General features: G+C 72.4%; 19 protein-coding genes and 3 pseudogenes. 8 read left to right on the forward strand and 14 right to left on the reverse strand.

Translation table 11 applies throughout. From position 1 onward, the window contains the following. Positions 1-21: 21 nt before the first annotated feature. From ACIRJP_RS14195 to ACIRJP_RS14205, 3 genes are read right to left on the reverse strand one after another with little or no spacing between them, the layout of a single operon-like run. Complete coding sequence (locus ACIRJP_RS14195) at positions 22-1320, reverse strand: ABC transporter substrate-binding protein (RefSeq protein WP_404172611.1); 1299 nt, start codon at positions 1318-1320, stop codon at positions 22-24. Further along, positions 1320-2159, reverse strand: coding sequence for a carbohydrate ABC transporter permease (locus ACIRJP_RS14200; protein ID WP_404172613.1), 840 nt, complete (start codon positions 2157-2159; stop codon positions 1320-1322). The genes ACIRJP_RS14195 and ACIRJP_RS14200 overlap by 1 nt, the downstream gene beginning before the upstream one ends. Continuing rightward, the gene (locus ACIRJP_RS14205; RefSeq protein ID WP_404172616.1) at positions 2156-3106 is read right to left on the reverse strand and encodes a carbohydrate ABC transporter permease; all 951 of its coding nucleotides are present in this window, start codon (positions 3104-3106) and stop codon (positions 2156-2158) included. The genes ACIRJP_RS14200 and ACIRJP_RS14205 overlap by 4 nt, the downstream gene beginning before the upstream one ends. Before the next feature lie 126 nt (positions 3107-3232). On the opposite strand from ACIRJP_RS14205, the gene ACIRJP_RS14210 reads away from it, so the two are divergent. Then, complete coding sequence (locus ACIRJP_RS14210; protein WP_351252657.1) at positions 3233-4099, forward strand: aminoglycoside phosphotransferase family protein; 867 nt, start codon at positions 3233-3235, stop codon at positions 4097-4099. Between the two features lie 36 nt (positions 4100-4135). Here the strand turns inward: ACIRJP_RS14210 and ACIRJP_RS14215 are convergent, their stop codons facing one another. Then, positions 4136-4867, reverse strand: coding sequence for a 3'-5' exonuclease (locus ACIRJP_RS14215; protein WP_404172619.1), 732 nt, complete (start codon positions 4865-4867; stop codon positions 4136-4138). Between the two features lie 82 nt (positions 4868-4949). Beyond that, positions 4950-6182 (reverse strand): SAV2148 family HEPN domain-containing protein, encoded by a 1233-nt coding sequence (locus ACIRJP_RS14220; protein WP_266729035.1) that lies wholly within the window; start codon positions 6180-6182, stop codon positions 4950-4952. Between the two features lie 402 nt (positions 6183-6584). Here ACIRJP_RS14220 and glgX point away from each other — a divergent pair, with 402 nt between their 5' ends. Then, positions 6585-8750 carry a glycogen debranching protein GlgX gene (gene glgX / locus ACIRJP_RS14225; protein ID WP_404172622.1) on the forward strand — a complete coding sequence of 722 codons (2166 nt, stop codon included), beginning with the start codon at positions 6585-6587 and terminating at the stop codon, positions 8748-8750. 98 nt (positions 8751-8848) lie between these two features. Further along, positions 8849-11245 (forward strand): malto-oligosyltrehalose synthase, encoded by a 2397-nt coding sequence (gene treY / locus ACIRJP_RS14230; RefSeq protein WP_404172625.1) that lies wholly within the window; start codon positions 8849-8851, stop codon positions 11243-11245. Here treY and ACIRJP_RS14235 read toward each other — a convergent pair. Both ACIRJP_RS14235 and ACIRJP_RS14240 read right to left on the reverse strand, forming a co-directional pair. Continuing rightward, positions 11205-12398, reverse strand: coding sequence for a cytochrome P450 (locus tag ACIRJP_RS14235; protein ID WP_404172628.1), 1194 nt, complete (start codon positions 12396-12398; stop codon positions 11205-11207). The genes treY and ACIRJP_RS14235 overlap by 41 nt on opposite strands. Before the next feature lie 47 nt (positions 12399-12445). Beyond that, positions 12446-12801 (reverse strand): annotated as a pseudogene (locus ACIRJP_RS14240) (LysR substrate-binding domain-containing protein); the annotation flags it as partial. On the opposite strand from ACIRJP_RS14240, the pseudogene ACIRJP_RS14245 reads away from it, so the two are divergent. Beyond that, positions 12799-12987 (forward strand): annotated as a pseudogene (locus tag ACIRJP_RS14245) (dihydrolipoyl dehydrogenase); the annotation flags it as partial. The pseudogenes ACIRJP_RS14240 and ACIRJP_RS14245 sit on opposite strands and share 3 nt — an antisense overlap. Before the next feature lie 72 nt (positions 12988-13059). On the opposite strand, the gene ACIRJP_RS14250 reads toward ACIRJP_RS14245, so the two are convergent. Continuing rightward, positions 13060-13626 (reverse strand): FHA domain-containing protein, encoded by a 567-nt coding sequence (locus tag ACIRJP_RS14250; RefSeq protein ID WP_383720829.1) that lies wholly within the window; start codon positions 13624-13626, stop codon positions 13060-13062. 205 nt (positions 13627-13831) lie between these two features. On the opposite strand from ACIRJP_RS14250, the gene ACIRJP_RS14255 reads away from it, so the two are divergent. Both ACIRJP_RS14255 and ACIRJP_RS14260 read left to right on the forward strand, forming a co-directional pair. After that, positions 13832-14797 carry a GNAT family N-acetyltransferase gene (locus ACIRJP_RS14255; RefSeq protein WP_404172632.1) on the forward strand — a complete coding sequence of 322 codons (966 nt, stop codon included), beginning with the start codon at positions 13832-13834 and terminating at the stop codon, positions 14795-14797. 179 nt (positions 14798-14976) lie between these two features. Then, positions 14977-15885: a GNAT family N-acetyltransferase gene (locus ACIRJP_RS14260; RefSeq protein ID WP_404172635.1), complete on the forward strand. Its 909-nt coding sequence runs from the start codon at positions 14977-14979 to the stop codon at positions 15883-15885. Between the two features lie 86 nt (positions 15886-15971). On the opposite strand, the pseudogene ACIRJP_RS14265 reads toward ACIRJP_RS14260, so the two are convergent. Continuing rightward, positions 15972-16456 (reverse strand): annotated as a pseudogene (locus tag ACIRJP_RS14265) (alpha-L-fucosidase); the annotation flags it as partial. Between the two features lie 13 nt (positions 16457-16469). After that, positions 16470-17831: a GH1 family beta-glucosidase gene (locus ACIRJP_RS14270; protein WP_404172638.1), complete on the reverse strand. Its 1362-nt coding sequence runs from the start codon at positions 17829-17831 to the stop codon at positions 16470-16472. A 176-nt stretch (positions 17832-18007) separates the two neighbouring features. On the opposite strand from ACIRJP_RS14270, the gene treZ reads away from it, so the two are divergent. Further along, positions 18008-19780 (forward strand): malto-oligosyltrehalose trehalohydrolase, encoded by a 1773-nt coding sequence (gene treZ, locus ACIRJP_RS14275; RefSeq protein ID WP_404172641.1) that lies wholly within the window; start codon positions 18008-18010, stop codon positions 19778-19780. 50 nt (positions 19781-19830) lie between these two features. On the opposite strand, the gene ACIRJP_RS14280 is transcribed toward treZ, so the two are convergent. From ACIRJP_RS14280 to ACIRJP_RS14295, 4 genes are all read right to left on the reverse strand, one after another. Then, positions 19831-20958, reverse strand: coding sequence for a M24 family metallopeptidase (locus ACIRJP_RS14280; protein ID WP_404172644.1), 1128 nt, complete (start codon positions 20956-20958; stop codon positions 19831-19833). Positions 20959-21043: 85 nt separating this feature from the next. After that, positions 21044-21724, reverse strand: a complete 681-nt coding sequence (locus tag ACIRJP_RS14285; RefSeq protein ID WP_404172647.1) for a nucleoside/nucleotide kinase family protein — start codon at positions 21722-21724, stop codon at positions 21044-21046. Between the two features lie 27 nt (positions 21725-21751). Further along, positions 21752-22411, reverse strand: a complete 660-nt coding sequence (locus ACIRJP_RS14290; protein WP_356079337.1) for a response regulator transcription factor — start codon at positions 22409-22411, stop codon at positions 21752-21754. Further along, positions 22399-23652, reverse strand: a complete 1254-nt coding sequence (locus ACIRJP_RS14295; protein WP_404172650.1) for a sensor histidine kinase — start codon at positions 23650-23652, stop codon at positions 22399-22401. Before ACIRJP_RS14295 ends, ACIRJP_RS14290 begins: the two co-directional genes overlap by 13 nt. Before the next feature lie 168 nt (positions 23653-23820). Between ACIRJP_RS14295 and ACIRJP_RS14300 the strand changes: the two genes are divergently transcribed. Then, positions 23821-24540 (forward strand): ABC transporter ATP-binding protein, encoded by a 720-nt coding sequence (locus tag ACIRJP_RS14300; protein WP_404172652.1) that lies wholly within the window; start codon positions 23821-23823, stop codon positions 24538-24540. Positions 24541-24583 lie beyond the last annotated feature (43 nt).

Raw genomic sequence — 24583 nt, forward strand, 5'->3', positions numbered from 1 at the left:
GGGGAGGGCTTCGGGGTTTCCTCAGCGCTGGTAGCGGGCCAGGACCCGGTTGCCGTCGTCCACCAGACGCTTCCTCAGCTCGTCCGCCCCGATGGCCCCGCTGTAGTACTCCTGGAGGGCCGGTGTGGCGACCTTGTCCTTCCACTCCGGGTAGCCCCGCACCGACTGGGCGGGCGCCGGCCGCAGTGCCTCAGCGACGGCCGCACCGGTCGCCCAGCCGTTCTCGGCGGTGTGCAGGGACGGGTCGGCGAGGGCCGCGGTGCCGGTCGGGAGCATCCAGTCGCCCTTGGCCAGCCGCACCATGTTCGGCGGCCGCAGCAGGAAGTCGATGAATTGCGCGGCCTCCTTCTTGTGCGGGCTGGCCTCCGAGACGGACAGGGTCTGCGGACTCACCCCCTGGGCGAGGCCCGCGCTGCCCGCGGGAGCCGGCAGGACCGTCCACTCGAAGCCCTCCGGGGCCTGTTCGACGACCTGCTGGCGGTACGAGAAGCCCAGTGGAACCATCGCGTACTTGCCGCCGAAGAACCCGGGAAGGGTGTCGGAGCCGCCCATGCCGAGTGCGGTGCGCGCGGCACTGCGGTCGGTGTTCACCTGGTCGTGGATGGTGCCGGGGACGAGCCGGTCGCCCTCGCCCGCGCGGATGGTGACCTTGCCGTCGGCACCGCGGTGGAAGAGCCGGCCGCCGCCGGAGAGCCCGAGGTTCAGCGTGACGGAGACCGGTTCCTTCAGCGGCCAGGCGATGCCGTACCGCCCCTTGACCGTCAGTTCCTCGGTGACCTGCCGGAACTCCGACCAGCTCCAGGGGTGTTCGGGTGTCGGGATGCGGACCCCCGACTCCGCGAGGATCTGGGTGTTGGCGATCAGGACGCGGGGCTCCTGGAGGAACGGCACTCCGTAGACGCCGTCCCCGAAGGTGGTGGTGGACCAGCTCTGCTGCGGGATGTCGGCGGTCAGCCGGCCTGGGAGGAGCCCGCGCAGGTCCGCGAGGTAGCCGCTGTAGGCGAAGTCGGCCAGGTCGTCGGAGGCGTCATGGATGATGTCCGGCGCCTCGTCGCCCTCGAAGGAGGTGAGCAGCTGGTCGTGGACGGTGTCCCAGCTGCCCTGGACGTAGCTGACGTGGATGTCCGGACGGGCCTCGTTCCACTCCTTCACCAGCTGCTTGTTGGCGTCGACGGACTCCTTCTGCCAGGCCAGCGACTGGAAGCTGAGCTCGATCCGTCCGCCGGTGTCCCGGCCGTCGTCCGTCTGGGCGCAGCCGGTGAGCAGCAGGGCCAGCGCGGTGGCCGCCGCGGCGGCCGTCCTGCGCAGCGATGCCCGCATCAGCTCTTCACCGCCCCGGCCAGCATGCCGCCCGTGATCCGCCGCTGGATGATCGCGAAGATGACCAGCGAGGGCAGGGTGGCGAGGAACGCGGCGGCGGCGAGCGGCCCGAGATCGGCCGCGCCCTCGGCACCGATGAAGTGGGTCAGTACGACCGGCAAGGTCTGCTTCTCCGGTGACTTGAGCAGGACGAGCGCGAAGAAGAGCTCGTTCCACGCGGTGATGAAGGCGAAGAGCGCGGTGGCGACGATCCCGGGTGCCAGCAGCGGGGCGGTGACCGAGACGAGCGTCCGCAGCCGGCCCGCTCCGTCGACCGAGGCGGCCTCCTCCAGCTCGGCGGGCACGGCCCGTACGTATCCGACCAGCATCCAGAGCGCGAAGGGCAGCGCCCAGACGACGTACACCATGATCAGCCCCCACAGGGTGTTGATCAGATGGAGGTTCTTCAGGATCAGGAAGAGCGGGATGATCAGCAGGACGAGCGGGAACGCCTGGCTGATCACGACCCAGCCGGTGGCCACCGTCGAGGGTTTGGAGCGGCGGCGGGCCATCACGTACGCCATGGGCGTGGCGACGAGGACCGCGACGAAGGCGGCACAGAGAGCGGCGATCAGCGAGTTGGCGGCGGCCTGCAACAGCGGCTGTTCGTCGAACGCCGTGCGGAAGTTGTCGAGCGTCGGGTTCTCCGGGATCCAGGTGGGATGCAGCAAGCCCAGTTCGCGGGCCGGTTTGAAGGCGGTGGAGATCAGCCACAGGAACGGGAACGCCAGGAAGACGAGGTAGCCGAGGAGTGCGGCGTACTGTCCGGCGCGTGCGGCTCTTCCGGTGCGCATGCTCATCGGTCCTCGCCTCCCCTGAGCCGGCCGGCGAGATACACGGCGAGGATCACGGAGATCACCGCAACCATCACACAGCCCATCGCCGCCGCGTACCCGAACTGTCCGTAGTGGAAGGCCTCCTCGTACGCGAAGAGCATCGGCAGCCGGGTGCGGCCGCCGGGTCCGCCGTTGGTCAGTACGTAGACCAGGGCGAAGGAGTTGAAGTTCCAGATGAAGTTGAGCGCGGTGATGGAGAGCGCGACGGGCCGGAGCACCGGCCAGGTGACGGTACGGAAGCGGCGCCAGGCACTGGCGCCGTCCAGGGCGGCCGCCTCGTGGAGTTCGTGCGGGGTGTTCTGCAGCCCCGCGAGCAGGGCGACGGTGGTCTGGGGCATGCCGGACCAGATCCCCACGACGATCACGGCGGGCAGGGCGGTGGCGAGCCCGGTGAGCCAGTCCCGGCCGTCGCCGAGGCCGAGGTCGCGGATGGTCTCGTTGAGGATGCCCGCGTCCGGGTTGTAGACGAGCCGCCACATGAGGCCCACCACCACCTCGGGCATCGCCCACGGAATGATCGCCAGGGCCCGTGCCAGCCAGCGCAGCCGCAGGTTCTGGTTGAGCAGCAGGGCGAGGCCGAGGGCCAGTACGAACTGCGGGACGGTGACACCGAACGCCCAGACCAGGCCGATCCGGAAGGAGTCCCAGAAGAGGGTGTCGTGGAGCAGGTCCTGGAAGTTCAGTCCGCCCACCCACTGGGTGGAGCGGGTACGGCCGGACTGGGCGTCGGTGAAGGCCAGCGTGATGCCGTAGAGCAGGGGGCCGACGCTCAGGACCAGGATCGGGATCAGCGCGGGCAGCACCAGGAACCAGGTACCGGCGCTCCGGTTGACCGGAGGGGACCGTCTGCCCTTCGGGCCGCCGGGTGGGCCATGCCTCTCGGAACGTACGGTTGCACTCGCTAATGTCACGAATCCGCCCCCCTTGCGTCATTCGATCGGATTCATACCGTTCTGGCCGCTCAGGTGGCCTCCGTCATCGTGCTGACGGTCCGTCGGTTCGTCAAGCAGGCCTGCACTGATGCGAAAATCGGGGTCATGAACGAGATGCGTGCGCGTGAGGTGCTGACCGCTGCCGGGCTGTCCGGCGGTGCGGAGCTGCTCGCGATGGGTGAGAACGCGGTGTTCGCCGTCGGCGACCTGGTGGTCAAGGTCGGCCGGGACGCCGTGCGCCACCCGGAACTGCGGGAACGGGCAGAACGCGAGGTGGCCGTCGCCCGGTGGCTGGCCGCCTCGGACGTGCCTGCCGTACGGGCCGCCGAGCCCGCGGCGCGCCTGGTCGAGGGGCACCCCGTGACCCTCTGGCACCGGCTGCCCGATGCCGTACGCCCCCCGGAGCCGCGGGATCTGGCGCCGCTGCTCACCCTGGTGCACGCGCTGCCCGCCCCGGAGGGTCTCGCCCTCCCGCGCCGCGAACTGCTGGGCGGGGTCGAACGCTGGCTGCGGCTCGCGGGCGATGCGATCGACCCGGCCGACGCCGGCTATCTGCGGGAGCGCCGCGACGGCTTCGCGGCGGCCGCCGCCGCTCTGGTCCCCCATCTGCCGCCGGGGCCGATCCACGGCGACGCGCTGCCCCGTAACGTCCATGTCGGTCCGGACGGTCCGGTGCTGGTCGATCTGGAGACCTTCTCCGCGGATCTGCGCGAGCACGATCTGGTGGTGCTGGCGCTGTCCCGGGACCGGTACGGCCTGGCGCCCGAGGCGTACGACGCCTTCACCGCCGCGTACGGCTGGGACGTCCGTGAGTGGGAGGGCTGCGCGGTGCTCCGCGGGGCCCGGGAGACGGCCAGCTGTGCGTGGGTGTCCCAGCACGCGCCGGCCAATCCGAAGGCGCTCGCGGAATTCCGCCGCCGGGTGGCCTCACTGCGCGACGGCGACACGGCGGTGCGGTGGTATCCGTTCTGAGCACCGCCCTCTGAAGTCGGCCTCGGGGCCGGGCCGTCAGCCGGTGGCGGCCCCGGCCGGCTCCCGCAGCGGCCAGTGGCCGTCGATCACCGCGTCGGCCGTCCCCTTGCGGCGCAGGAACTGCTGGAAGTCCGCCGCCCATTGCGCGTACCACTCGACCTGGCGCTCGTGCAGCTCGGCGGCGGTCAGCTCGGCCACCGAGCCGTGCCGCTCGGCTATGGCGTACGCCACCCGGACCGCGGCCAGCGCGTCCGCCCCCGCGTCATGGGCTCCGCCGTGCACCACGCCGTACTCGACGCAGACCGCCTCCAGGTTGCGCTTGCCCTTGCGGTAGCGGTCGACGGCCCGGTCGATGGTGTACGGGTCGATGACGGGGCCGATCCCGGCCCCGTCGAGCCGGTCGCTCAGCGACGGCAGTCCGTGCCGCCGCAACTCCGCCGTGAGCAGCGTCAGGTCGAAGGCCGCGTTGTACGCGACGACCGGCACGCCCCGGCGCCAGTAGCCGGTGAGGGTGTCGGCGATCTCGTCGGCCACCTCGCGCGCCGGCCGGCCCTCCGCCGCCGCCCGCTCGCTGCTGATGCCGTGGATCGCCGAGGCCTGCGCGGGGATCCGGATGCCCGGATCCGCCAGCCAGGCGCGCTGCCGCAACGGCTCCCCGTGCCGGCCGCCGACGCCGACGACCGCGGCTGTCACGATCCGGGCCTCCAGCGGTTCCGTGCCCGTCGTCTCCAGATCGAAGCCGACCAGCGCCTCCCGGTGCCAGCTCATCCCGTACCTCCTTCGTGGTGCTCTCCCCCAGGTGCTGACCACCCTCGCACGCGCCACTGACAACGCGGTCGCGGCCCCTCGTTCAGGAGACGGGCCGGGAGTCCGCCCACACCGACTCGAACTCCTCGCGGTATGTCTCGAAGAGTCCGTGCTCGTTGTCCTGCCCCGCCCGGACCACGGCGCGCCCGCCGCCGCGCAGCACCAGCACGGGCGCCTCCATGCCGCGTGCGCGCCGCAGATAGGTCTGGACGACGCCGACCGCGTCCGTCCCGTCCCCGTCGACCAGATAGGCCGTGAAGCGCGGGGTCTCGTCGAACACATGGATCTCGAAGGCGCCCGGATCGCGGAGCTTGGAGCGGACCCGGCGCATGTGGAGGATGTTCATCTCCACCGACCGGCTCAGCTCGCCCTTCTTCAGGCCCAGCTCCCGCTCCCGGCGCTTGACCGCGCTGCTCGCCGGGTTGATGAAGAGCAGCCGCACCCGGCAGCCCGACTCGGCGAGCCGGATGAGCCTGCGGCCGGAGAAGTTCTGCACCAGCAGGTTGAGCCCTATGCCGATCGCGTCGAGCCGGCGCGAACCGCCGAAGAGGTCCTCGGCGGGCAGCTGGCGCTGGAGCCGCACCCGGTCGGAGTGGACGGAGACCACGTCCGCGTACCGGTCGCCGACCAGCTCCTCGACGGCGTCGACCGGGAGCCGGTCGGCCGACGGGACCCCGGCGCCGCTGCCCAGGATCTCCAGGAGCCGGGCGGAGGCGCGCTCGGCCTGGGCCAGCACCGCCTCGTTCAGGGCGCGGTTGCGGGAGACCACGTTGCGGGCGACCTCCAGCTCGTCGAGTGCCAGCTCCACCTCGCGCCGGTCGTCGAAGTATGCCTCGAAGCACGGCCAGTGCTGGACCATCAGCTCACGCAGCTGGGGGAGCGTGAGGAAGCTGAGGACGTTGTCGTCGGCCGGGTCCAGCAGGTAGCCCTTGCGGCGCGAGACCTCGCGCACGGCGACGGCGCGCTGCACCCACTCCTGCCCGGCGGGCCCGGCGGCGGCCACCACCCAGTCCTCGCCGTGGACCGGCTCGTAGATGGGCCGGAGCACCGCGGCGACCACGGCTCGCAGCCGCTGCTCCACGAGATTCAGCCAGATGTAGGCCCGTCCGGCCCGCTGCGCGCGCGTACGCACCTCGCTCCAGGCGTCCGCTCCCCAGTCCAGCTCCGCGCCGATCTCCATGGGCTGCGCAAGCGATACCGCCCCTGGCGGGACATCGGTGGAGTCCCCCTCGTGACCCGGGTCACCTGGGGGCAGCTCGAATCCGCCCGAGCTCACCCGCGCACCGCCTTCCACTCCCCCACCAACGATCAAGGAAGGGTACTCCGGGAGCGGGAGCCGGTGCAGCCGGATGCAGATGCTGCTTCGTCAACTCCCCTGCGGCGCAGCCATGTTCCCGGCGACGAGATCGGCCGTAGTGAGAGGATTCATAGTGATTGACCACCCCGTCCGGGGCCCTGGACCGGTCGAGCGCCGGGTTTCCGGGACCGGATCCCGGTTCCGGGCGACACGGAGAGGCCCGAAGTTGACCGGACCGCGTGACGTGCCGGTCGGTCCTAGGTAGCCGCACCTCTTTCGGGGAAGATCTGGCTCAGGGCCTGTCGGGCGGATCAGGGGTCGGACCGGCCCTTGCAGCCGTAAGCCCCAGGCACCCGGATCAGGAGTGGAAGGGTCGAACCTATGCAGGTCTGGCCGGGACAGGCGTATCCCCTCGGTGCCACGTACGACGGCGCCGGGACCAACTTCGCGGTCTTCTCGGAGGCCGCCAGACGAATCGAGTTGTGCCTGCTGCACGACGACGGTTCAGAGACGGCGGTGGAGCTCAGGGAGACCGACGCCTTCGTCCGCCATGCCTACCTGCCCGGGGTGATGCCCGGTCAGCGGTACGGATTCAGGGTCCACGGGCCGTACGAACCGGAGCGCGGCGCCCGCTGCAATTCGGCCAAACTGCTGCTCGACCCGTACGCCCGTGCCGTCGCCGGGCAGATCCGGTGGGGCGAGGCGGTGTACGGCTATCCGTTCGGCCGGCCCGACGCGCGCAACGATCTCGACTCGGCGCCGCACACCATGACCTCGGTGGTGGTCAATCCGTACTTCGACTGGGGCGACGACCGGCGGCCCCGTACGGACTACCACCGCACGGTGATCTACGAGGCCCATGTGAAGGGCCTGACGATGCTCCACCCGGGGCTGCCGAAGGAGCTGCGCGGCACTTACGCGGGGCTGGCCCATCCGGAGGTGATCGCCCATCTGACGGAACTGGGCGTCACGGCCATCGAACTGATGCCGGTTCACCAGTTCGCCCAGGACCACCGGCTGGCGGACGCGGGGCTGGCCAACTACTGGGGCTACAACACCATCGGTTTCTTCGCCCCGCACAACGCCTACGCCTCCTGGGGCGACCGGGGCGAGCAGGTGCTGGAGTTCAAGCAGGCGGTACGGGCGCTGCACCAGGCCGGCATCGAGGTGATCCTCGACGTGGTCTACAACCACACCGCGGAGGGCAACCATCTGGGCCCGACGCTCTCCTTCCGGGGCCTGGACAACGCCTCGTACTACCGGCTGGCGGACGACCAGCGGTACTACATGGACACCACGGGGACCGGGAACTCCCTGCTGATGCGGTCGCCCCACGTGCTCCAGCTGATCATGGACTCGCTGCGGTACTGGGTGACCGAGATGCATGTGGACGGCTTCCGCTTCGACCTGGCGGCGACCCTGGCCCGGCAGTTCCACGAGGTGGACCGGCTGTCGTCGTTCTTCGACCTGGTGCAGCAGGACCCGGTGGTCAGCCAGGTGAAGCTGATCGCCGAGCCGTGGGACGTGGGCGAGGGCGGCTACCAGGTGGGGAACTTCCCGCCGCTGTGGACCGAATGGAACGGCAAGTACCGGGACACCGTGCGGGACCTGTGGCGGGGCGAGCCGCGGACCCTCGCGGAGTTCGCGGGGCGGCTGACCGGGTCGTCGGACCTGTACCAGGACGACGGGCGGCGGCCGCTCGCCTCGATCAACTTCACCACCTGCCACGACGGGTTCACGCTGCACGACCTGGTCTCGTACAACGACAAGCACAACGAGGCGAACGGCGAGGGCAACCGGGACGGCGAGAGCCACAACCGGTCCTGGAACTGCGGCGCGGAGGGGGACACCGACGAGCCGGAGATCCTCGACCTGCGGACGCGGCAGATGCGGAACTTCATCGCCACGCTGATGCTGTCGCAGGGCGTGCCGATGCTGAGCCACGGCGACGAGTTCGCGCGCACCCAGCGGGGCAACAACAACGCGTACTGCCAGGACAGCGAGTTGTCGTGGGTGCACTGGCCCGATCCGGACCAGCCTGCCGAGGAGGGGGCGGACGGCGCCGAGCGGGGCGGGGCGGACAGCGGGGGCAGCAGTCTGCTGGAGTTCACGCGGGCGATGGTGTGGCTGCGCCGCGACCATCCGGTCTTCCGGCGCCGCCGGTTCTTCCACGGCCGTCCGGTCGAGGGCACGCACGACGAGCTCTCGGACATCGCGTGGTTCACACCGGAGGGCGGCGAGATGAAGCAGCGGGACTGGCAGGCCGCGCACGCCAAGGCCCTGACGGTCTTCCTCAACGGTCACGCGATCTCGGAGCCGGGGCCGCGCGGCGAACGGATCTCCGACGACTCGTTCCTGCTGATGTTCAACGCGAGCGCGGAGACGCTGGAGTTCTCCGTTCCGGTGAATCACGGCCGGCAGTGGCTGGTGGTGGTCGACACGGCGCGCCCGGTCGGAGTCATGCCCGGCTCCGGGCCGAAGGTGGCGGGGGGCGATCGGGTGACGCTGGTCGGTCGCAGCATGGCGGTGCTGCAGCGGCCCGCGTAGGCCCGAGGGCCGTCCAGCCGCCGGAGAGGACACCGCCGGTCGAGCCTTTTGCGGCGTTCCGTGACACAGAAGCCGCCAGGCTGGGTACGAACGTCCGCATGACGCCCACCGCCACCTACCGGCTCCAGCTCCAGCCCGACTTCCCGTTCTCGGCCGCCGGGGAGGCCGTGCCGTATCTCGCCTCGCTCGGCGTCTCCCATCTGCATCTGTCCCCGGTCCTCGAAGCCGTACCCGGCTCCCGGCACGGCTACGACGTCGTCGACCACGGCCGGGTACGCGACGAGCTCGGCGGTGAACAGGGGCTGCGGGAGCTGGCCCGCACGGCGCGCGGACACGGTCTCGGACTGATCGTTGACATCGTGCCGAACCACATGGCCGCCGTCCCCCGCCACAACCACGCGCTGTGGGAGGTGCTGCGCGAGGGTCCCGGATCGCCGTACGCCCGCTGGTTCGACATCGACTGGGCGGCGGGCGGCGGGAAGGTGCTGCTGCCGGTGCTCGGCGGGCCGATCGGCGACGAACTCGGCGGGCTCCGGGTGGACGGCGAGGTGCTGCGCCACGGCGAGCAGGAGTTCCCGCTGCGGACCGGCACCGCCGGGCTGCCGCTGCCGGAGCTGCTGGACGCCCAGCACTACCGGCTCGGCTGGTGGCGGCTGGCCCGCACCGAGCTGAACTACCGGCGGTTCTTCACGATCTCGGAGCTCATCGGGGTACGGGTGGAGGACCCCGAGGTCTTCGCCGCCACCCACGGCAAGATCCTCGAACTGGTCCGGGACGGTGTCGTCGACGGGCTGCGCATCGACCACCCCGACGGACTGGCCGAGCCCGCGGCGTACCTGGAGCGGCTCTCGGCGGCGACCGGCGGGCGGTGGACGGTGGTGGAGAAGATCCTCACCACCGGCGAGGAGCTGCCCGCGGACTGGGCCGCCGCTGGGACGACCGGGTACGACGCCCTGCACCGCGTGGACGGCCTGTTCGTCGACCCGATGGGCGCCGCGGAGCTGGTCGGCCGGTACCGGGAGTACGCGGGACCCGCCGGCGACCGCGGCGGGTACTGGACGGCGACCGTCCGCCGCGCCGCGTACCGGGTGGTGACTCACGAACTGGCCGCCGAGACCGAGCTGCTGACCCGGCTCGCCGCACGGATCTGCGCCGCCGCGCCCGCGCTGCGCGATCACGCCCCGTGGACACTGCGCGCCGCCGTGCGCGAACTGCTGGTGCGGATGCCCGTCTACCGCGCGTACGTGACGGCCGGAGGGACCTGCACCACGACGGCCGAGGAGACGCTGTCGGACGCGGTCGTGCGGGACGCGAAGGCGATGTTCACCGTCGCGGAGGAGGCGTCGGCCGTCGACGTGGTCCGGGAGCTGGCGCTGGGGCGGTTGGGCGAGGGGCCCGAGCGGGCCGCCTTCTGCGTCCGGTTCGCCCAGACCGCCTCGGCGTTGCGCGCCAAGTCGGTCGAGGACACGGCGTTCTACCGGTACGTGCCGCTGATCTCGGCGAACGAGGTGGGCGGCGATCCCGGGCAGCCCGCGGTGAAGCCGGAGGAGTTCCACGCGTTCTGTGCCCGGCTGGCCCGCGACTGGCCGGCCACCGGCACGGCGCTGACCACCCATGACACCAAGCGGAGCGCCGATGTCCGGGCCCGGATCGCGGTGCTGACGGAGTGCCCGCAGTCGTGGTCCGGGCTGCTGACGGAGCTGGACCGGGCGACCCCGGCCACCGCTCCGGATCCGCAGCTCGCCTGGCAGGCCTGGCAGACGGCGGTGGGCTGCGCGAAGCTGCCGGACGGCGAGATGGCGGGCCGTCTTGAGCCGGCGCTGCTGAAGGCGGTCCGCGAGGCGGGGCTCTTCACCGGCTGGACCGAGCCCGATGCGGCGTACGAGCGGGCGGTGACGGACTTCGTGGCGGCCGGGCCTGCCGCGAGCGGCGGTCCGGTGCGCGAGACGCTGGAGCGGTTCGCGAGCACGCTCGACCCCTATGTGCGGGCCAATGTGCTGGGGGCGGCGCTGGTGCAGCTGACGATGCCGGGTGTGCCGGATCTGTACCAGGGAACGGAGCGGGAGTACGTGGCGCTGGTCGACCCGGACAACCGGCGGCCGTTCTGCGAGCCGTCCCTGGCCGGGGCCCTCGGTGAGAAGGGCGAGCTGACGGCGGCAACCCTGCGGCTGCGGCGCGAGCGGCCGGAGGTGTTCGGCGAGTCCGGTACGTACGCCCCGCTGGACGCGCGGGGTCCGGCGGCCGCGCACTGTCTGGCGTTCTGCCGCTCCGGCGAGGTGGTCGCCGCGGTGACCAGGCTGTCGTTGCGGCTGGCGGAGTCGGGCGGCTGGCACGACACGGAGCTGGTGCTGCCGGACGACGGGCCGTGGACCGATCTGCTGGCGTCCGGTCGGAAGTTCACCGGGAGCTCGGTCGCGCTCGCCGAACTCTTCGACGCGCGGCCGGTGGCGCTGCTCAGCCGGGCTGGACGAGTAGGGCCCGCGGACCTCGGGTGAGCAGCCCGGTGCCGGCCGGGCGGAATCCGTCCGCCCAGCGGAGCCGGGGCATCGCGTCGAGCAGCGCGCGCAGGCCCTGGCGGGCCTCCAGCCGGCCGAGCAGGACAGCGGGGCAGGACACGGGTCCGGTGAGGGACCGGCCCTGGTCGCGGCGGAAGGGGTCGAAGAGGTCGGGGGCGGCGAACCGTTCCGGATCGCGACCTGCCGCGCCGATCAGGCAGGCGACGTCCGCCCCGGCGGGCAGGGTGCCGCCGCTGAGGGTGACCTCGGTGACGGTGCGGCGCAGCACCACCTGGACCGGCGGGTCGCGACGCAGCGACTCCGTCCAGGCCCGGTCGGCCAGGGCTGGTTCGAGGCGCAGGACGGCGAGGAGGTCGGGGGCGTCCAGCACATTGGCGAGGAGGGAGGCGAGCGCCCTCTCGCGGAGGCCGGTGTGCCGGGTGCAGGGGGTGGCCGCGTTCGCGGTGCCGGTCACGGTGCCGGGCGGGGGGCCGTACGCGATGCCGGGCGTAGTGCCGGACAGCCGGTCGGCGTAGCGTCGGGCACTCGCGCCGGGTGCGGCGCCGAAGGGCAGCCAGCGGCAGAACTCCTCGACGAGATCGGCCTGTTGGCGGCCAGAGATGCGGCGCGCCAGCACGTACGCGGTCCGCTCGATGCGTGCTGCCATGTGACGTGGCACCGCCGCGAGCTCCGGCATGTGACGTGGTACCGCTCCGAACTCCGGCATGTGACGTGGTACCGCTCCGAACTCCGGCATGTGACGTGGTACCGCTCCGAACTCCGGCATGTGACATGGCACGGGTCCGGGTGTCGCCGGCCGCTGATCGCGGGGCACGCAGCGGGGGCTGCCGTGGCAGAGCCCGAGCGGGGCGGGGGCGCCGCGGGGTGCGGTGTCGTGCGGGAGGCCGGTGAAGCGGGGGTCGGTGAGGGCCGTGGCCACGTCCGCGTACCGGCTGACCAGCCAGGCGCGCAGGGGCGCGTCGTAGCTGAGCGGGTGCTCCTCGCGCAGGACCCGGTAGAGGCGGTACGGGTCACGCGCCGCGCCGGGCGCGAGCAGGCTGGGGCCGGCGTCCGGGCGGGCGCCGCGCACCGGGCGGCGCCCTCGGCGGCCGAGGTCCGGTGCTGATATGCCTTCCGGCACGTCGGCCTGCATCCGTACCCCCGGGGCGTCAGGGCGCCGGTGTACGGCGCGGTTCCCCATCAGGGGAACACCGGCAGGGGCGTCGCGCAGTCGGAGCACGGCCGGACGGGTGAGGGCAACGCTCCCGGGCCGGGCGGCCTCAGCCCGTCGTCGTACGGGAGCCCAGTGGCCCGGAGCCCGCGAGGAGATCCGTGAACGCGGCGACGGCCCCCGTGAGTTCCACGCGGGAGAAGACCGCCAGCCCACGCCGCCACGGAGGTTCGACGGCGAGGACCGCGCAGTCCTCGCCGACCGCCCCCCGCACGACATGCGCCGGCGCCGTGGCGACGCCGACCCCGGCCGCCGCCATCCGTACCGCGGTCGATGTGTGTTCGGTACGCACCGCCGTAGGGGGTGTGAAGCCGGCCTGCCCGCAGTCCTCGGGGTGCATCTCGTCGGGCCGCAGGTCTCCGAGATGATCGCCGAGAGCCAGCTGATCGTCGGCTGGGACGCCGAACCCACCGATGTGGCCCGCCACGTCCACGCGCATCCGACGCTCTGCGAGGCGGTCGGCGAGGTCTTTCTCACCCTCGGCGGGCGCGGGTTGCACCAGCGGTCCTGAGCCGGACGCCGCCGGACCGTGGAAGGGCCGGAGAAGCTCGGAAGGAGCTCGGAAGGCCCTGGAATTCGCCTCTCAGGCCGGAGGGCCGAGGACGGGTGCGGAGAGCCGGAAGCTCATCCGGCCGAAGCTCACCTGGTCCCCGTCGCGGACCGGGACCGCTCCGGTGACCCGCTGGCCGTTGACGCAGGTGCCGTTGGTCGAGCCGAGGTCGCGCAGCAGCCAGCGGCCGCCCTGGGCGGTGAGCTCCGCGTGGAGCCGGGAGACCGTCTCGTGGTTGAGCCGCAGCCCGTTGCCCGGATCGCGGCCGATCAGCAGGGGGTGCGGGCTCGGGGCGGGGAGCAGGAGCTTGGGGAGCCGCTCGGTCTGCCAGACCCGGCGCACCCGGCCGGGAAATCCGGAGACCCCGCCCACGACCCGGAGTATCCGCCGGGACCAACGGCCCTCGCCCTCCAGGTCGGCGGTGAGTGCCTCCAGTTCCTCGGAGCGCCGGGCGGTGAGGGCCAGCTCCATGCGCCGCATGAAGGTGTCGTGGGAGAGCCTGCCCTGTGCCGCACCGTCTCTGAGTACGCCGAGCACACGGTCGCGCTGGGCGTCGGACAGCCGCACGGGATACGTGTGGGACTCGAAGGAGGACGTCACACCGCCAATTGTCGGTCCGACCGCCCCGGAGTGTCCAGAACGTGCCCGTGTCCCGCCCCTGGGCGCGAAGGGAACGCCGCGCCGGGCAGGGAGCGCGTGGCCGCGAATATCCCCGCGCACGGCGGTGGAGTCGTTGCTACTGTCTCCCGCCGCAGGCCGCCCGGCATCCGCTGGAAGGCACGCCTGCGCATCTCAAGGAGCTTGTGTGACCCCTGCGCCACAGGAACTGACCATCCGTCCGCTCGCCGGTCCCGAGGAGCTCGGGCTCTTCCTCCGGCTGTCGTACACCCTCGATCACGAACTCGCCGACGACCTGGAGAGCGGGCGTCGCCGTCCCGAGTGGATGTGGGTGGCGCTGCGCGGCGAACGCCTGGTGGCGCGGATCGCGTGGTGGAGCCTGGGCGGGGAGGAGCCGCTGCTCCTCGACTTCTTCGACCTGGACGACACCCTGCCCGAGCCCGAACGCGGCGAGATCGGGCTTGAGCTGCTGGAGACGGCGACGGCGGCGGTCGTGCCCGCCGGCGCCCCGCGGCCCGAGTACGGCCGCTTCGTACCGGCCGACTGGCGCGAGGACCCAGCCGCCCGCGAGGTCGTCGAGGCCCGGATCCGGGTGTTGGAGCGCTCCGGTGCGCGGATGCTGGTCGAGCGGCTCCGGCTGGAGTGGCGCGCCGGTACGGCGGTCCCCGCCGACAGCGGCCGGCTCCGGTTCCGTCCGGTCGACGGGCGCGAGGACCTCCTCGCGCTGATGACACCGGTGATGGAGGGCACCCTCGACGCCCACGGGCAGGCCGATCTGGCGACCGGGCTCAGTGCCCGCGAGGCCGCCGAGAAGCACTACGACGAGGAGCTGGCGAAGTACCGGACCCCGCGCGAGTGGTGGCGCATCGCCGAACTCCCGGACGGTGAACCGGTCGGGTTCGTCATCCCGGCCCGCAACAACTACAACCCGATCGTCGCGTACATCGGTGTGCTGCCCGCCCACCGCGGCCACGGCTACATCGACGACATCCTCGCCGAGGGCACCCGGGTCCTGGCCGCGCAGGACGGCGTGGAACGCATCCGGGCCGCCACCGACCTCGGCAACGTACCGATGGCCAAGTCCTTCGCGCGCCTCGGGTACGTGAACTTCGAGCGCTCGTTCGACATGGTCTGGGACCGAATTGGGGACTGAATACGGTGGACGGTCCGCCGGACCACCGGTTACGGTGACGGCTCCGCCCGAGAACAGAGGAAGGAGGCGAGAACAGTGCGTACACCCACCATTTCGTTCCCGCGCTCCCGTCCCGTTCGCCGGGCGGCTTCGGTTTCTGTCTGACCGGGAGCGCACCGCTTCTTCCGGAGGACTGTTCCATGACCGATCCGGTCATCCGCGCGCTCACCGAGAGCGACGCACATCTTTTCCACACCATGCGGGGCCGTGACCTCGTAGGCCGCGCCGCGTTCGGGCACCGGTACGCCACGACGGACGACGGCGGCGACTACCGCCCCGAGTGGACCTGGGTCGCCCTGCGCGACGGTGTCGTGGTGGCCCGTGCCGCCTGGTGGGGCGGGCCCCACGACACCGAGCCGGTGGTGCTCAACTGGTTCGACTTCGCCGACGGCGAGGAGGCGGCGGGCGCCGAACTGCTGCGCCGCGCCCCGCTGCACGCCGAGTACGAGCTGATCCTGCCGGCCGACTGGCGGGAGCGGCCCGATGTCCGGGCCGCCGCCGAGGGGCGGATCTCCGCCGCCCGCGAGGCCGGGATGAAGCCGCTGGTCGAGCGGTACAGCTACCGGTGGACACCGCGGTTCGGCCTGCCCGAGCGGCCGGGGCGGCTGGAGTTCCGGCCGGAGCCGGACGACGAGGTGATCCTCGACGTACTGCGCCGGGTCCACACCGTCACGCTGGACGCCCATGCCCAAAAGGCCATCGAGGCCGGCGGTCTGGAGCAGGCGGCGCGGGAGGAGCTCGACTTCTTCCACTGGTGCCCCTCGCCCCGCTCCTGGTGGCGGTTGGCGTACACCCGCGAGGGCGAGCTGGCGGGCATCCAGGTGCCCGCCCACAACCCGGCCGGGCCGTGCGTCGGCTTCATCGGGGTCGTGCCCGAGCAGCGGGGGCACGGCTACGGGTACGACCTGCTCGCGGAGTGCACGCACTTCCTCGCGGCCGAGGGCGCCGAGTTCATCGCGGGCGCCACCGACCGGGGCAATGTGCCGATGGCGGCCGCGTTCGCGCGGGCCGGTCACCGCATCACCCAGGAACGCATCCATCTGGTGTGAGTTCACGGGTGAGTTCCGCCGGCCAGTCCAGGCGGAGCCGCTGCGCGGCGGGGTCCTTCGCGTCCTCGCCGCGCGGCCCCACGCCGATCAGCCAGCCGTTGGACATCGGTGAGCGAGCCGGGCCAGGCGATGTCGTTCCAGAGGATGTCGGGGCGGTAGCGGCGGATCAGTTCGCGCCTCCGGGCGCCCGCGTACGCCTGGTAGCTGCCGCTCGGGACGGCAGAGACGATGTCCGCGCCGGTGCCGATCGGGCGGTCGTCGAAGGTCCGGTCGAGTCCGCCGGAGTAGTGGACCCCGAAGCGCAGCCCATCGGCCCGGACGGCTTCGGCGAATTCACGACGGCATCGCGTGCGGTGTGCCGGCCGGCCCGGTGCGGGTCGGCTGCCTCGGAGGCCCAGGGGCAGAAGCCGTCGTGGTGCTTGGTGAGAGCCGGCGTAACGGGCGCCGCCGCACGGAAGTCGCGGGCCCACGCGGTTGGGTTCCAGTTCGCCAGGGCATCGTTGAAGTCGCCCCCGAAGGCGGCGTACGGGCGGGCTCCGTAGGTCGCGCGGTGGTGGGCGGCGACGGGGCTCGCGTGCGTCAGGTCACTGGGCCGGGCTGCCGGTCTTCTGTGCGCGGATCAGATCGCGGTACCAGGCGTAGGAGTCCTTGGGGGTCCGGCGCAGCGTCTCGTAGTCGATGTGGACCAGGCCGAATCGCTTGCTGGCGCCCTCGGTCCATTCGACGTTGTCGGTGAGCGACCAGGTGAAGTAGCCGCGCACGTCGACCCCGGCGTCGATGGCGGTGCGCAGGGCCCGCAGATGTCCTTCGAGGTAGGCGATCCGGCGGGTGTCCTCGGCCGGCTCGTCGACGGCGCAGCCGTTCTCGGTGATGTAGAGCGGCGGGAGCCGGTCGCCGTAGCGGCTGTGGAGCTGGACGAGGGTCTCGCACAGGCCGTCGGGGACGACGGGCCAGCCGAAGTCGGTCTTCTCGTAACCCTCTATCTCGCGGATGCCGAAGGGGAGTTCGGGGGGCATCCGGTAGCCGGAGAAGGTTTCCGGGGTACTGGTGCCGGGGGCGCCGACGAGGGTGGGGTTGTAGTAGTTGACGCCGTACCAGTCGAGCGGGGTGGAGATGGTCCTCAGGTCGTCCTCGACCGGGCCGGGCATCATCGCGGCGAAGTTCTCGTCGGGGTAGCGGCCGGTGAGGACGGGGTCGGCGAACAGCCAGTTGGTGATCGTGTCGTAGAGCTCCGCGCCCAGGCGGTCCTCCTCGCGGTCCCCGGCGGTCCAGACCGGGGTGTGCGAGACGGCGATGCCGATGTTGTCCGCGCCCGCGCCGCGCAGCGCGCGCACGGCGAGGCCGTGGGCGAGGAGCTGGTGGTGGGCGGCGGGCAGGGCGTCGAAGAGGAGGGCCCGGCCCGGTGCGTGCTCGCCGAGGGCGTAGCCGAGCAGTGTCACCTCGGCCGGTTCGTTGATGGTGATCCACATCGGTACGCGGTCGGCGAGGCGCTCGGCCACGATGCCCGCGTACTCGGCGAAGCGGTAGGCGGTGTCCCGGTTGAGCCAGCCGCCCTCCTCGTCGAGCGGCAGTGGGGTGTCCCAGTGGTAGAGCGTGGGGGCCGGGGTGATGCCGTGGGCGCAGAGCTCGTCGACGAGCCGGTCGTAGAAGTCGAGCCCCTGCGGGTTGATCGGTCCGCTGCCGCCGGGCACCACGCGGGGCCAGCTGACGGAGAAGCGGAAGGCGTCGGCGCCGAGGCCGGCCAGCAGGGCGACGTCCTCGCGGTAGTGCTGGTGGAAGCCGGTGCCCCGGGTGGTGTCGGTGCCGTCCTTGATCCGTCCGGGTTGCGCTGCGAAGGCGTCCCAGCCGGAGGGGCCCTTCCCGTCGGTGTCGGCGGCCCCCTCGGTCTGGAAGGCGGACGCTGAGGCCCCCCAGAGGAAGCCCGGCGGGAACGACGGCACGGTCATCTCGGCCTCCACAGCCGTACGAGGGAGTGCGTATTGAGCAGAACCCGATGGGGCAATGATCAGAACCAGACCTTAATCGCCAGTAACGGGCTCGATCCAGTGTCGTGGGCCGGTGATCGTGTCTGTTGCCGACGACGGGGCACGGGGCACAGGGGCGATCAGACGAGGAGCGTTGCATGCTGTTCGAGGTATGGGCACCGGATGCGGACGAGGTGGGGCTGCGGCTGGCGGGCGAGCCACAGGCGATGGAGCGTGATCCGGCCCGGTCGGGCTGGTGGACGGCCGAGGCGCCGGCGTCGGACGGGGACCGCTACGGCTTCGTCCTGGGCGGGGGCGGGAGCGACGGGAGAGTGCTCCCCGATCCGCGTTCGCGCCGTCAGCCGGACGGGCCGGACGGCGAGAGCGCCGTCGTCGACCATTCGCTGTTCGAGTGGCACGGCGACTGGGCCGGCCGGGGGCTCCCAGGAGCCGTTCTGTACGAGCTGCACATCGGTACGTACACCGAGGAGGGGACCTTCGACGCGGCGGCCGCCCGGCTGGGGCATCTGGCCGAACTGGGCGTCACCCACGTGTCGCTGATGCCGGTCTGCCCGTTCCCCGGAACGCACGGGTGGGGGTACGAGGGGGTATCGCTCTGGGCCGTGCACGAGCCGTACGGCGGACCCGACGGGCTCAAGCGATTTGTCGACACGGCGCACGGTCTCGGGCTGGCGGTCCTGCTGGACGTGGTCCACAACCATCTCGGCCCGTCCGGCAATCACCTGCCGGCCTTCGGCCCGTACTTCACAAAGACCCATCACACGCCGTGGGGGGCGGCGGTCAATCTCGACGCCCCCGGTTCGGACGAGGTACGGGCGTTCCTGCTGGGCAGCGCGCTCGCCTGGCTGCGGGACTACCGGCTGGACGGGCTGCGGCTCGACGCGATCCACGCCCTGGCCGACGCACGGGCGCTGACCTTCCTGGAGGAGCTGTCCACGGCGGCCGACGCGCTCGCCGCGGAACTGGGCCGTCCGCTGCCGCTGATCGCCGAGTCCGACCTCTGCGACCCGAGGACCACTACCCCGCGCGAATCCGGCGGCATCGGACTGCACTCCCAGTGGAACGACGACTTCCACCACGCCCTGCACACCGCGCTGACCGGTGAGTCCCAGGGCTACTACGCGGACTTCGCCCAGGCTCCGCTGGCCGCCGTCGCCAAGACCGTGACCAGTGCGTTCTTCCACAACGGCACGTACTCCAGCTTCCGGGGGCGGACCCACGGCCGCCCCGTCGACATCGTCCGCACGCCCGCCCACCGCTTCGTCGGCTACGCCCAGACCCATGACCAGATCGGCAACCGGGCGCTGGGCGACCGGCTCTCCGCGACGCTCTCCCCCGGCCTGCTGGCCTGCGCCGCGACCCTCGTCCTGACCGGGCCGTTCACGCCGATGCTGTTCATGGGCGAGGAGTGGGGCGCGCGTACCCCCTGGCAGTTCTTCACCGACCACACCGATCCGGCCCTCGCCGAGGCGGTCCGCAGCGGCCGGCGGCGGGAGTTCGCGGCGCACGGCTGGTCGGCGGACGACATCCCGGACCCGCAGGACCCGGCCACCCGGAACCGTTCCTGCCTGGACTGGAGCGAGCCGTCACGGGAGCCGCACGCCCGCCTGCACGCCTGGTACCGCGAGCTGATCGCACTGCGCCGCTCCCTGCCCGACCTCCACGACCCGGATCTGGCGTCGGTGCGCACCGCCCACGACGAGCAGGCGCGCTGGCTGGCGTACCGCAGGGGCGATCTGCGGATCGCGGTCAACCTGGGCGAGAAGCCGGCCACGATCCCGCTGGGCGGCGGGCGGCGCCGGGGCGGCGGGGACCGGGTGGTGGCGGCGTGGGAGCCGGTGGATGCCGCGGGCGGCGACGGGCTGCTGCATCTGCCGCCGGAGTCGTGCGTGGTGCTGGCCGACGGCTGAGGGGCGGGCGGGGGCGGGCGAACCTCGCGGCCGCCCCGCCCCGTGTCCGGCTACTCGACGATCGCCAGCTCCCGCGCCGTGCTGTTGAGGCGTCGGCCGCCGTCCTCGGTCACGGTCACGATGTCCTCGATCCGTACGCCGAACCGGCCCGGCAGATAGATGCCCGGCTCCACGGAGAAGCACATCCCGGGCACCAGCGGCTGCTCCTCGCCCTCGATCATGTACGGCGGCTCGTGGGTGGTGACACCGATGCCGTGGCCGGTGCGGTGGATGAAGCGTTCGCCGTAGCCGAACTCGGTGATGACCGCGCGGGCCGCCCGGTCGATCTCCTGGCAGGCCACCCCCGGCCGGACCGCGTTGCAGCCCGCCTCCTGCGCCTCGCGCACGATGTCGTGGACCCGCTGCTCCTCGGCGGTGGGTTCGCCGACGTGGACCGTGCGGGAGGTGTCCGAGCCGTAGCCGTGCTTGAGGCCGCCGAAGTCGAGTACGACCATGTCGCCCCGCTCGATGGTGCGGTCACCGGCCTCGTGGTGCGGGTTGGCACCGTTGGGGCCGGAGCCGACGACCGTGAAGTCGACCTGGGAGTGCCCGAACCGCTTGAGCAGTTCGGCCAGTTCAGCCGCGATGTCGGTCTCCTTGCGGCCCGAGAAGCGCACCTTGAGGATCTCGCCGTACGTGGCGTCGGCGGCGGCTCCGGCGGCGGTGATCCGCTCCAGCTCGTGGGCGTCCTTCACCGCGCGCAGCATCGGCAGGGCCTCGGTGAGCGAGACGTACGAGGTGTCCGGCAGGGTGCGCTGCAGGCCGAGCAGATGCATCGCCCAGGAGTTGTCGCTGATCCCGAACCGGCCCTGGCCGTCGAGCAGCGGGGCGGTGACGGCGTAGGGGTCCTTGCCGTCGGTCCAGTCCCGCAGGGTGAACGCGGGGGCGCCGACTGCCTTCTCGGCATCCGGGGCCTCCAGCGTCGGGACGACGAGGACCGGGTCCTGGCCCGGCGTGAGGACGAGGACGGTGAGGCGTTCGGTGTTCACGGGCCGGTAGCCGGTGAGGTACACGAGGTCGGGGCCGGGCGCGACCAGTACGCCGGCGAGCCCGGCCTCGGCGGCGGTGTCGGCCGCGCGCGTCATGCGGGCCCGGTAGTCGTCGGCGGTGAACGGCACGGGCTGGCTCTGGCTGGACATCGGGACCTCCTGGCGACGCGACACGGCACACAGCATCCTGCCCGTCCGGGCCGCCCGACGCGAGCGGGGCCGACGAGGCCGGGGCTCAGGATTCCGGATCCGGCCGTACGACGAGGTCGGCGCGGGTGCGGCCCCGCTCGACCAGGCGCGCGTTGGGTTCGTCGGACCGCGCCACCCAGCGCTCGGCGTACGCTCGCGGTTTCCCGAACCGCACATGGCGCTCGACCAGCCGCCGAACCCGCAGCCCCGGGTCGGTCTCCAGGAACCACACCTCGTCGAGCAGCCCACGCACGGGCGCCCAGGGGCCCTCGTCGTGCAGCAGGTAATTGCCCTCGGTGATGACCAGCGGGATGTCCGGGGGTACGGGGACGGCTCCGGCGATCGGCTCCTCCAGGGCGCGGTCGAAGGCAGGGGCGTACACGGTGGTACCCGCCTCCGGCGCGCGCAGGCGTCCGAGGAGGGCGGCGTACCCGGCGGCGTCGAAGGTGTCGGGGGCGCCCTTGCGCGCGGCGCGGCCGAGCCGTTCCAGTTCGACCCGGGCGAGGTGGAAGCCGTCCATGGGGACGAGGACGGCGAGGCCGTCCAGCGCGTCGACGAGCTGGGCCGCCAGGGTGGACTTCCCGGCCCCGGGCGGCCCCGCGATGCCGAGGATGCGGCGGTGGCCGGGGACGGCGAGGCGGCGGGCGCGGGCCGCCGCCCCGGTGGGATCGCTGGTGGCCGGGTCGCCGGTGGCCGGGTCGCCGGTGGCCGGGTCGCTGATGTCCATGCGGGGCATTGTCGCGAACCGGGGGCGTCAGCGCGCCCCCTTGCCCTCCAGGTACGCCAGTACCGCCAGCACCCGTCGGTGCACCGTGCCGTCGTCGGGTTCCAGGCCGAGCTTGGCGAAGATCGAGCCGATGTGCTTGCTCACCGCCCTTTCCGTCACGACGAGTTCGGTGGCGATGGTGCCGTTCGCCTTGCCCTGCGCCATCAGTTCCAGCACTTCGCGCTCGCGCGGTGTGAGGCTCCGCAGCGGCTCGGCCGACGACTTGCGGGTCAGCAGCTGGGTCACCACCTCGGGATCGAGCGCCGTACCGCCGCCCGCCACGCGTTCCAGTGCCTGGAGGAACTGGTCGACCCGGCCGATCCGGTCCTTCAGGAGGTAGCCGATGCCCTGCGCGCCCCGGGCGAGCAGCTCGGCGGCGTACGTCTCCTCGACGTACTGGGAGAGCACCAGGATCGGCAGTTCGGGCAGCTCGGCGCGGGCGGCGATCGCGGCGCGCAGCCCCTCGTCGCGGAAGGTGGGCGGGAGCCGTACGTCGAGCACCGCGGCGTCCGGACGGTGTTCCAGCAGGGCGGGCAGCACCTCGGGCCCGGTCGCCGCGTCGGCCACCACCTCGTGGCCCGAGCTGGTGAGCAGCAGGATCAGACCCTCCCGCAACAGCGCGTTGTCCTCGGCGATCACGATCCGCACGGCAGCTCCACTTCGATGTCCGTCGGCCCCCCGACGGGGCTGCTGATGCGGGTGGTGCCGTCCAGCGCGGCGATCCTCCGACCGATGCCGACCAGCCCGCTGCCGGTGGAAGGGTTCTGCGAGGTGCCGCGCCGTTCGTCCGCGCCGCCGCAGCCATTGTCGCTGATGGTCACCCGCAGGCTGCCGGGGGTGCGGGCGATGCGCACGGTCGCGGCCGTCGCACCGCTGTGTTTGCTGATGTTGGTGAGCGCCTCGGCGATGACGAAGTAGGCGGCGGTCTCGATCGCGGCGGGGAGGCGCCGGCCGTCCTCGACGCCGTCCAGTTCCGCGGCGACGGGCACGCCCGCGTCGGCGGCCAGCGCCCTTACCGCACCGGCCAGGCCGCGGTCCGTCAGCACCGGGGGGTGGATGCCGCGCACCACGTGCCGCAGTTCCGCGAGGGCCGCCTCCGCGCCGTCCTGTGCCTCGTCCAGACGGATGCGCGCGGCGGCCGGGTCGCTGTCGAGGAGCTGTCTGGCCAGGCCGATGCGCAAGGACAGTGCGACGATCCTGGCCTGGGCGCCGTCGTGAAGATCGCGTTCGATGCGGCGCAGTTCGGCTCCGTGCGCCTCCACCGCACCGGCCCGGCTCTCGGTCAGCTGGGCGATGCGTTCGGCGAGCGCGGTGGACGGCGAGGACGTGAGCAGGGACCTGGTCCAGCCGGCCGACAGGTCCGCGAGCACGCAGTGCCAGCGCAGCACCCACCCCGGCCGTTCGGGCAGCGGTGTGCCGTACTCGTCGGCGGCCCGCCGGTCCAGCAGGCGCACGACAGGCAGGGCGACCCCGTCCACGAGGAGCCCGACCGGCCACAGCACCATCGCCAGATATCCGACGGCATTGCCCATGAGCGCCTGCAACGGCAGCCAGAGCGCGTCGCGCCACACGGTCGGGTCGTTGAGTACGCGCCGTACCCGCTCGGAGAGTTCGGCGCTGTCCAGCGAGGGATAGGGCGTCGGCGTGAACGGAACGCCCAGCCGTGCCGCTGCCCTGCGCCGCTCGGACTCCGCGAACCTGCGCAGCACCTTGGCGGCCTCCGGCAGCGCGGGCAGCCCGATGATCACGGCGGCGAACAGCAGGACCGCCAGCACCAGGAACGCGCTCAGATAGGCGAGCAGCGCGACCGCGATGCCGACGGCCAGATAGCGCGAGGCGTCCCACGAACGCCTGATGGCGGTGGTCAGCGGGGCGGGTGCGGTGCTCATGAGGGACCACGTTACGGGGGGTTCGCCGGCCGCTGGAGTGGAGCCCTCCCCCGAGGTCCGGTGGAGCTGGCTGCACCCCCGTTCCGGGACCGCGTACCCTCGCCCGGCCGGGCCGCTGTTCTTAGCGTTTATCCAGGTCAGAAGGCACATGGCGGGGCAGAGGAAAGAATGGTGGAGTCGACGGTGGACACGATCACGGCGGTGCGGGCGTCCGCGCTGAGTCTGGAGTCGGTGAGCCGGCGCCACGGCCGGGGCGACGGGGGGACCACCGCGCTCGACGCGGTCAGCTGCGCGGTCCCGGTGGGAAGTTTCACCGCGGTGGTGGGGCCTTCGGGCTCTGGGAAGAGCACGTTCCTCCAGTGTGCGGCGGGGCTGGACCGCCCGACGTCGGGCACGGTGCGGATCGGGGGCACCGATCTCGGTGCGCTCTCCGAGGCGGCGCTGACCCGGTTGCGCCGGGACCGGATCGGCTTCGTGTTCCAGTCGCACGCCCTCAACCTGGTGCCGTCACTGAACATCGAGGAGAACGTCGTGCTGCCGCTGGTACTGGCGGGCGCGGATCCGGAGGACGAGCGGGTGCTGAGCCGTGGGCGGGACCTGCTGACCCGGGTCGGCCTGGCGGGCCGCGGCGCACAGGGTCCGGCGACACTCTCCGGCGGGCAGCAGCAACGCGTCGCGGTGGCACGCGCGTTGGTGACGGAACCCGAGGTGATCTTCGCGGACGAGCCGACGGCCGCCCTGGACCCGGAGTCGGCGGCGCTGGTGCTCGGTCTGCTGCGGGACGCGGTGCGGATCGACGGCCGTACGGTCGTCATGGTCACCCACGACCCGGTGGCGGCGAGCTGGGCGGACACCGTGCTGACGATGGACGGCGGCCGGCTGCGATGAGCAGGAAGAGCGGGAGTGCGAGCGGGAGCGGCAGTGCGGGCGA

This window comes from Streptomyces sp. NPDC102437 (assembly GCF_044765565.1).
Lineage (GTDB): Bacteria > Actinomycetota > Actinomycetes > Streptomycetales > Streptomycetaceae > Streptomyces.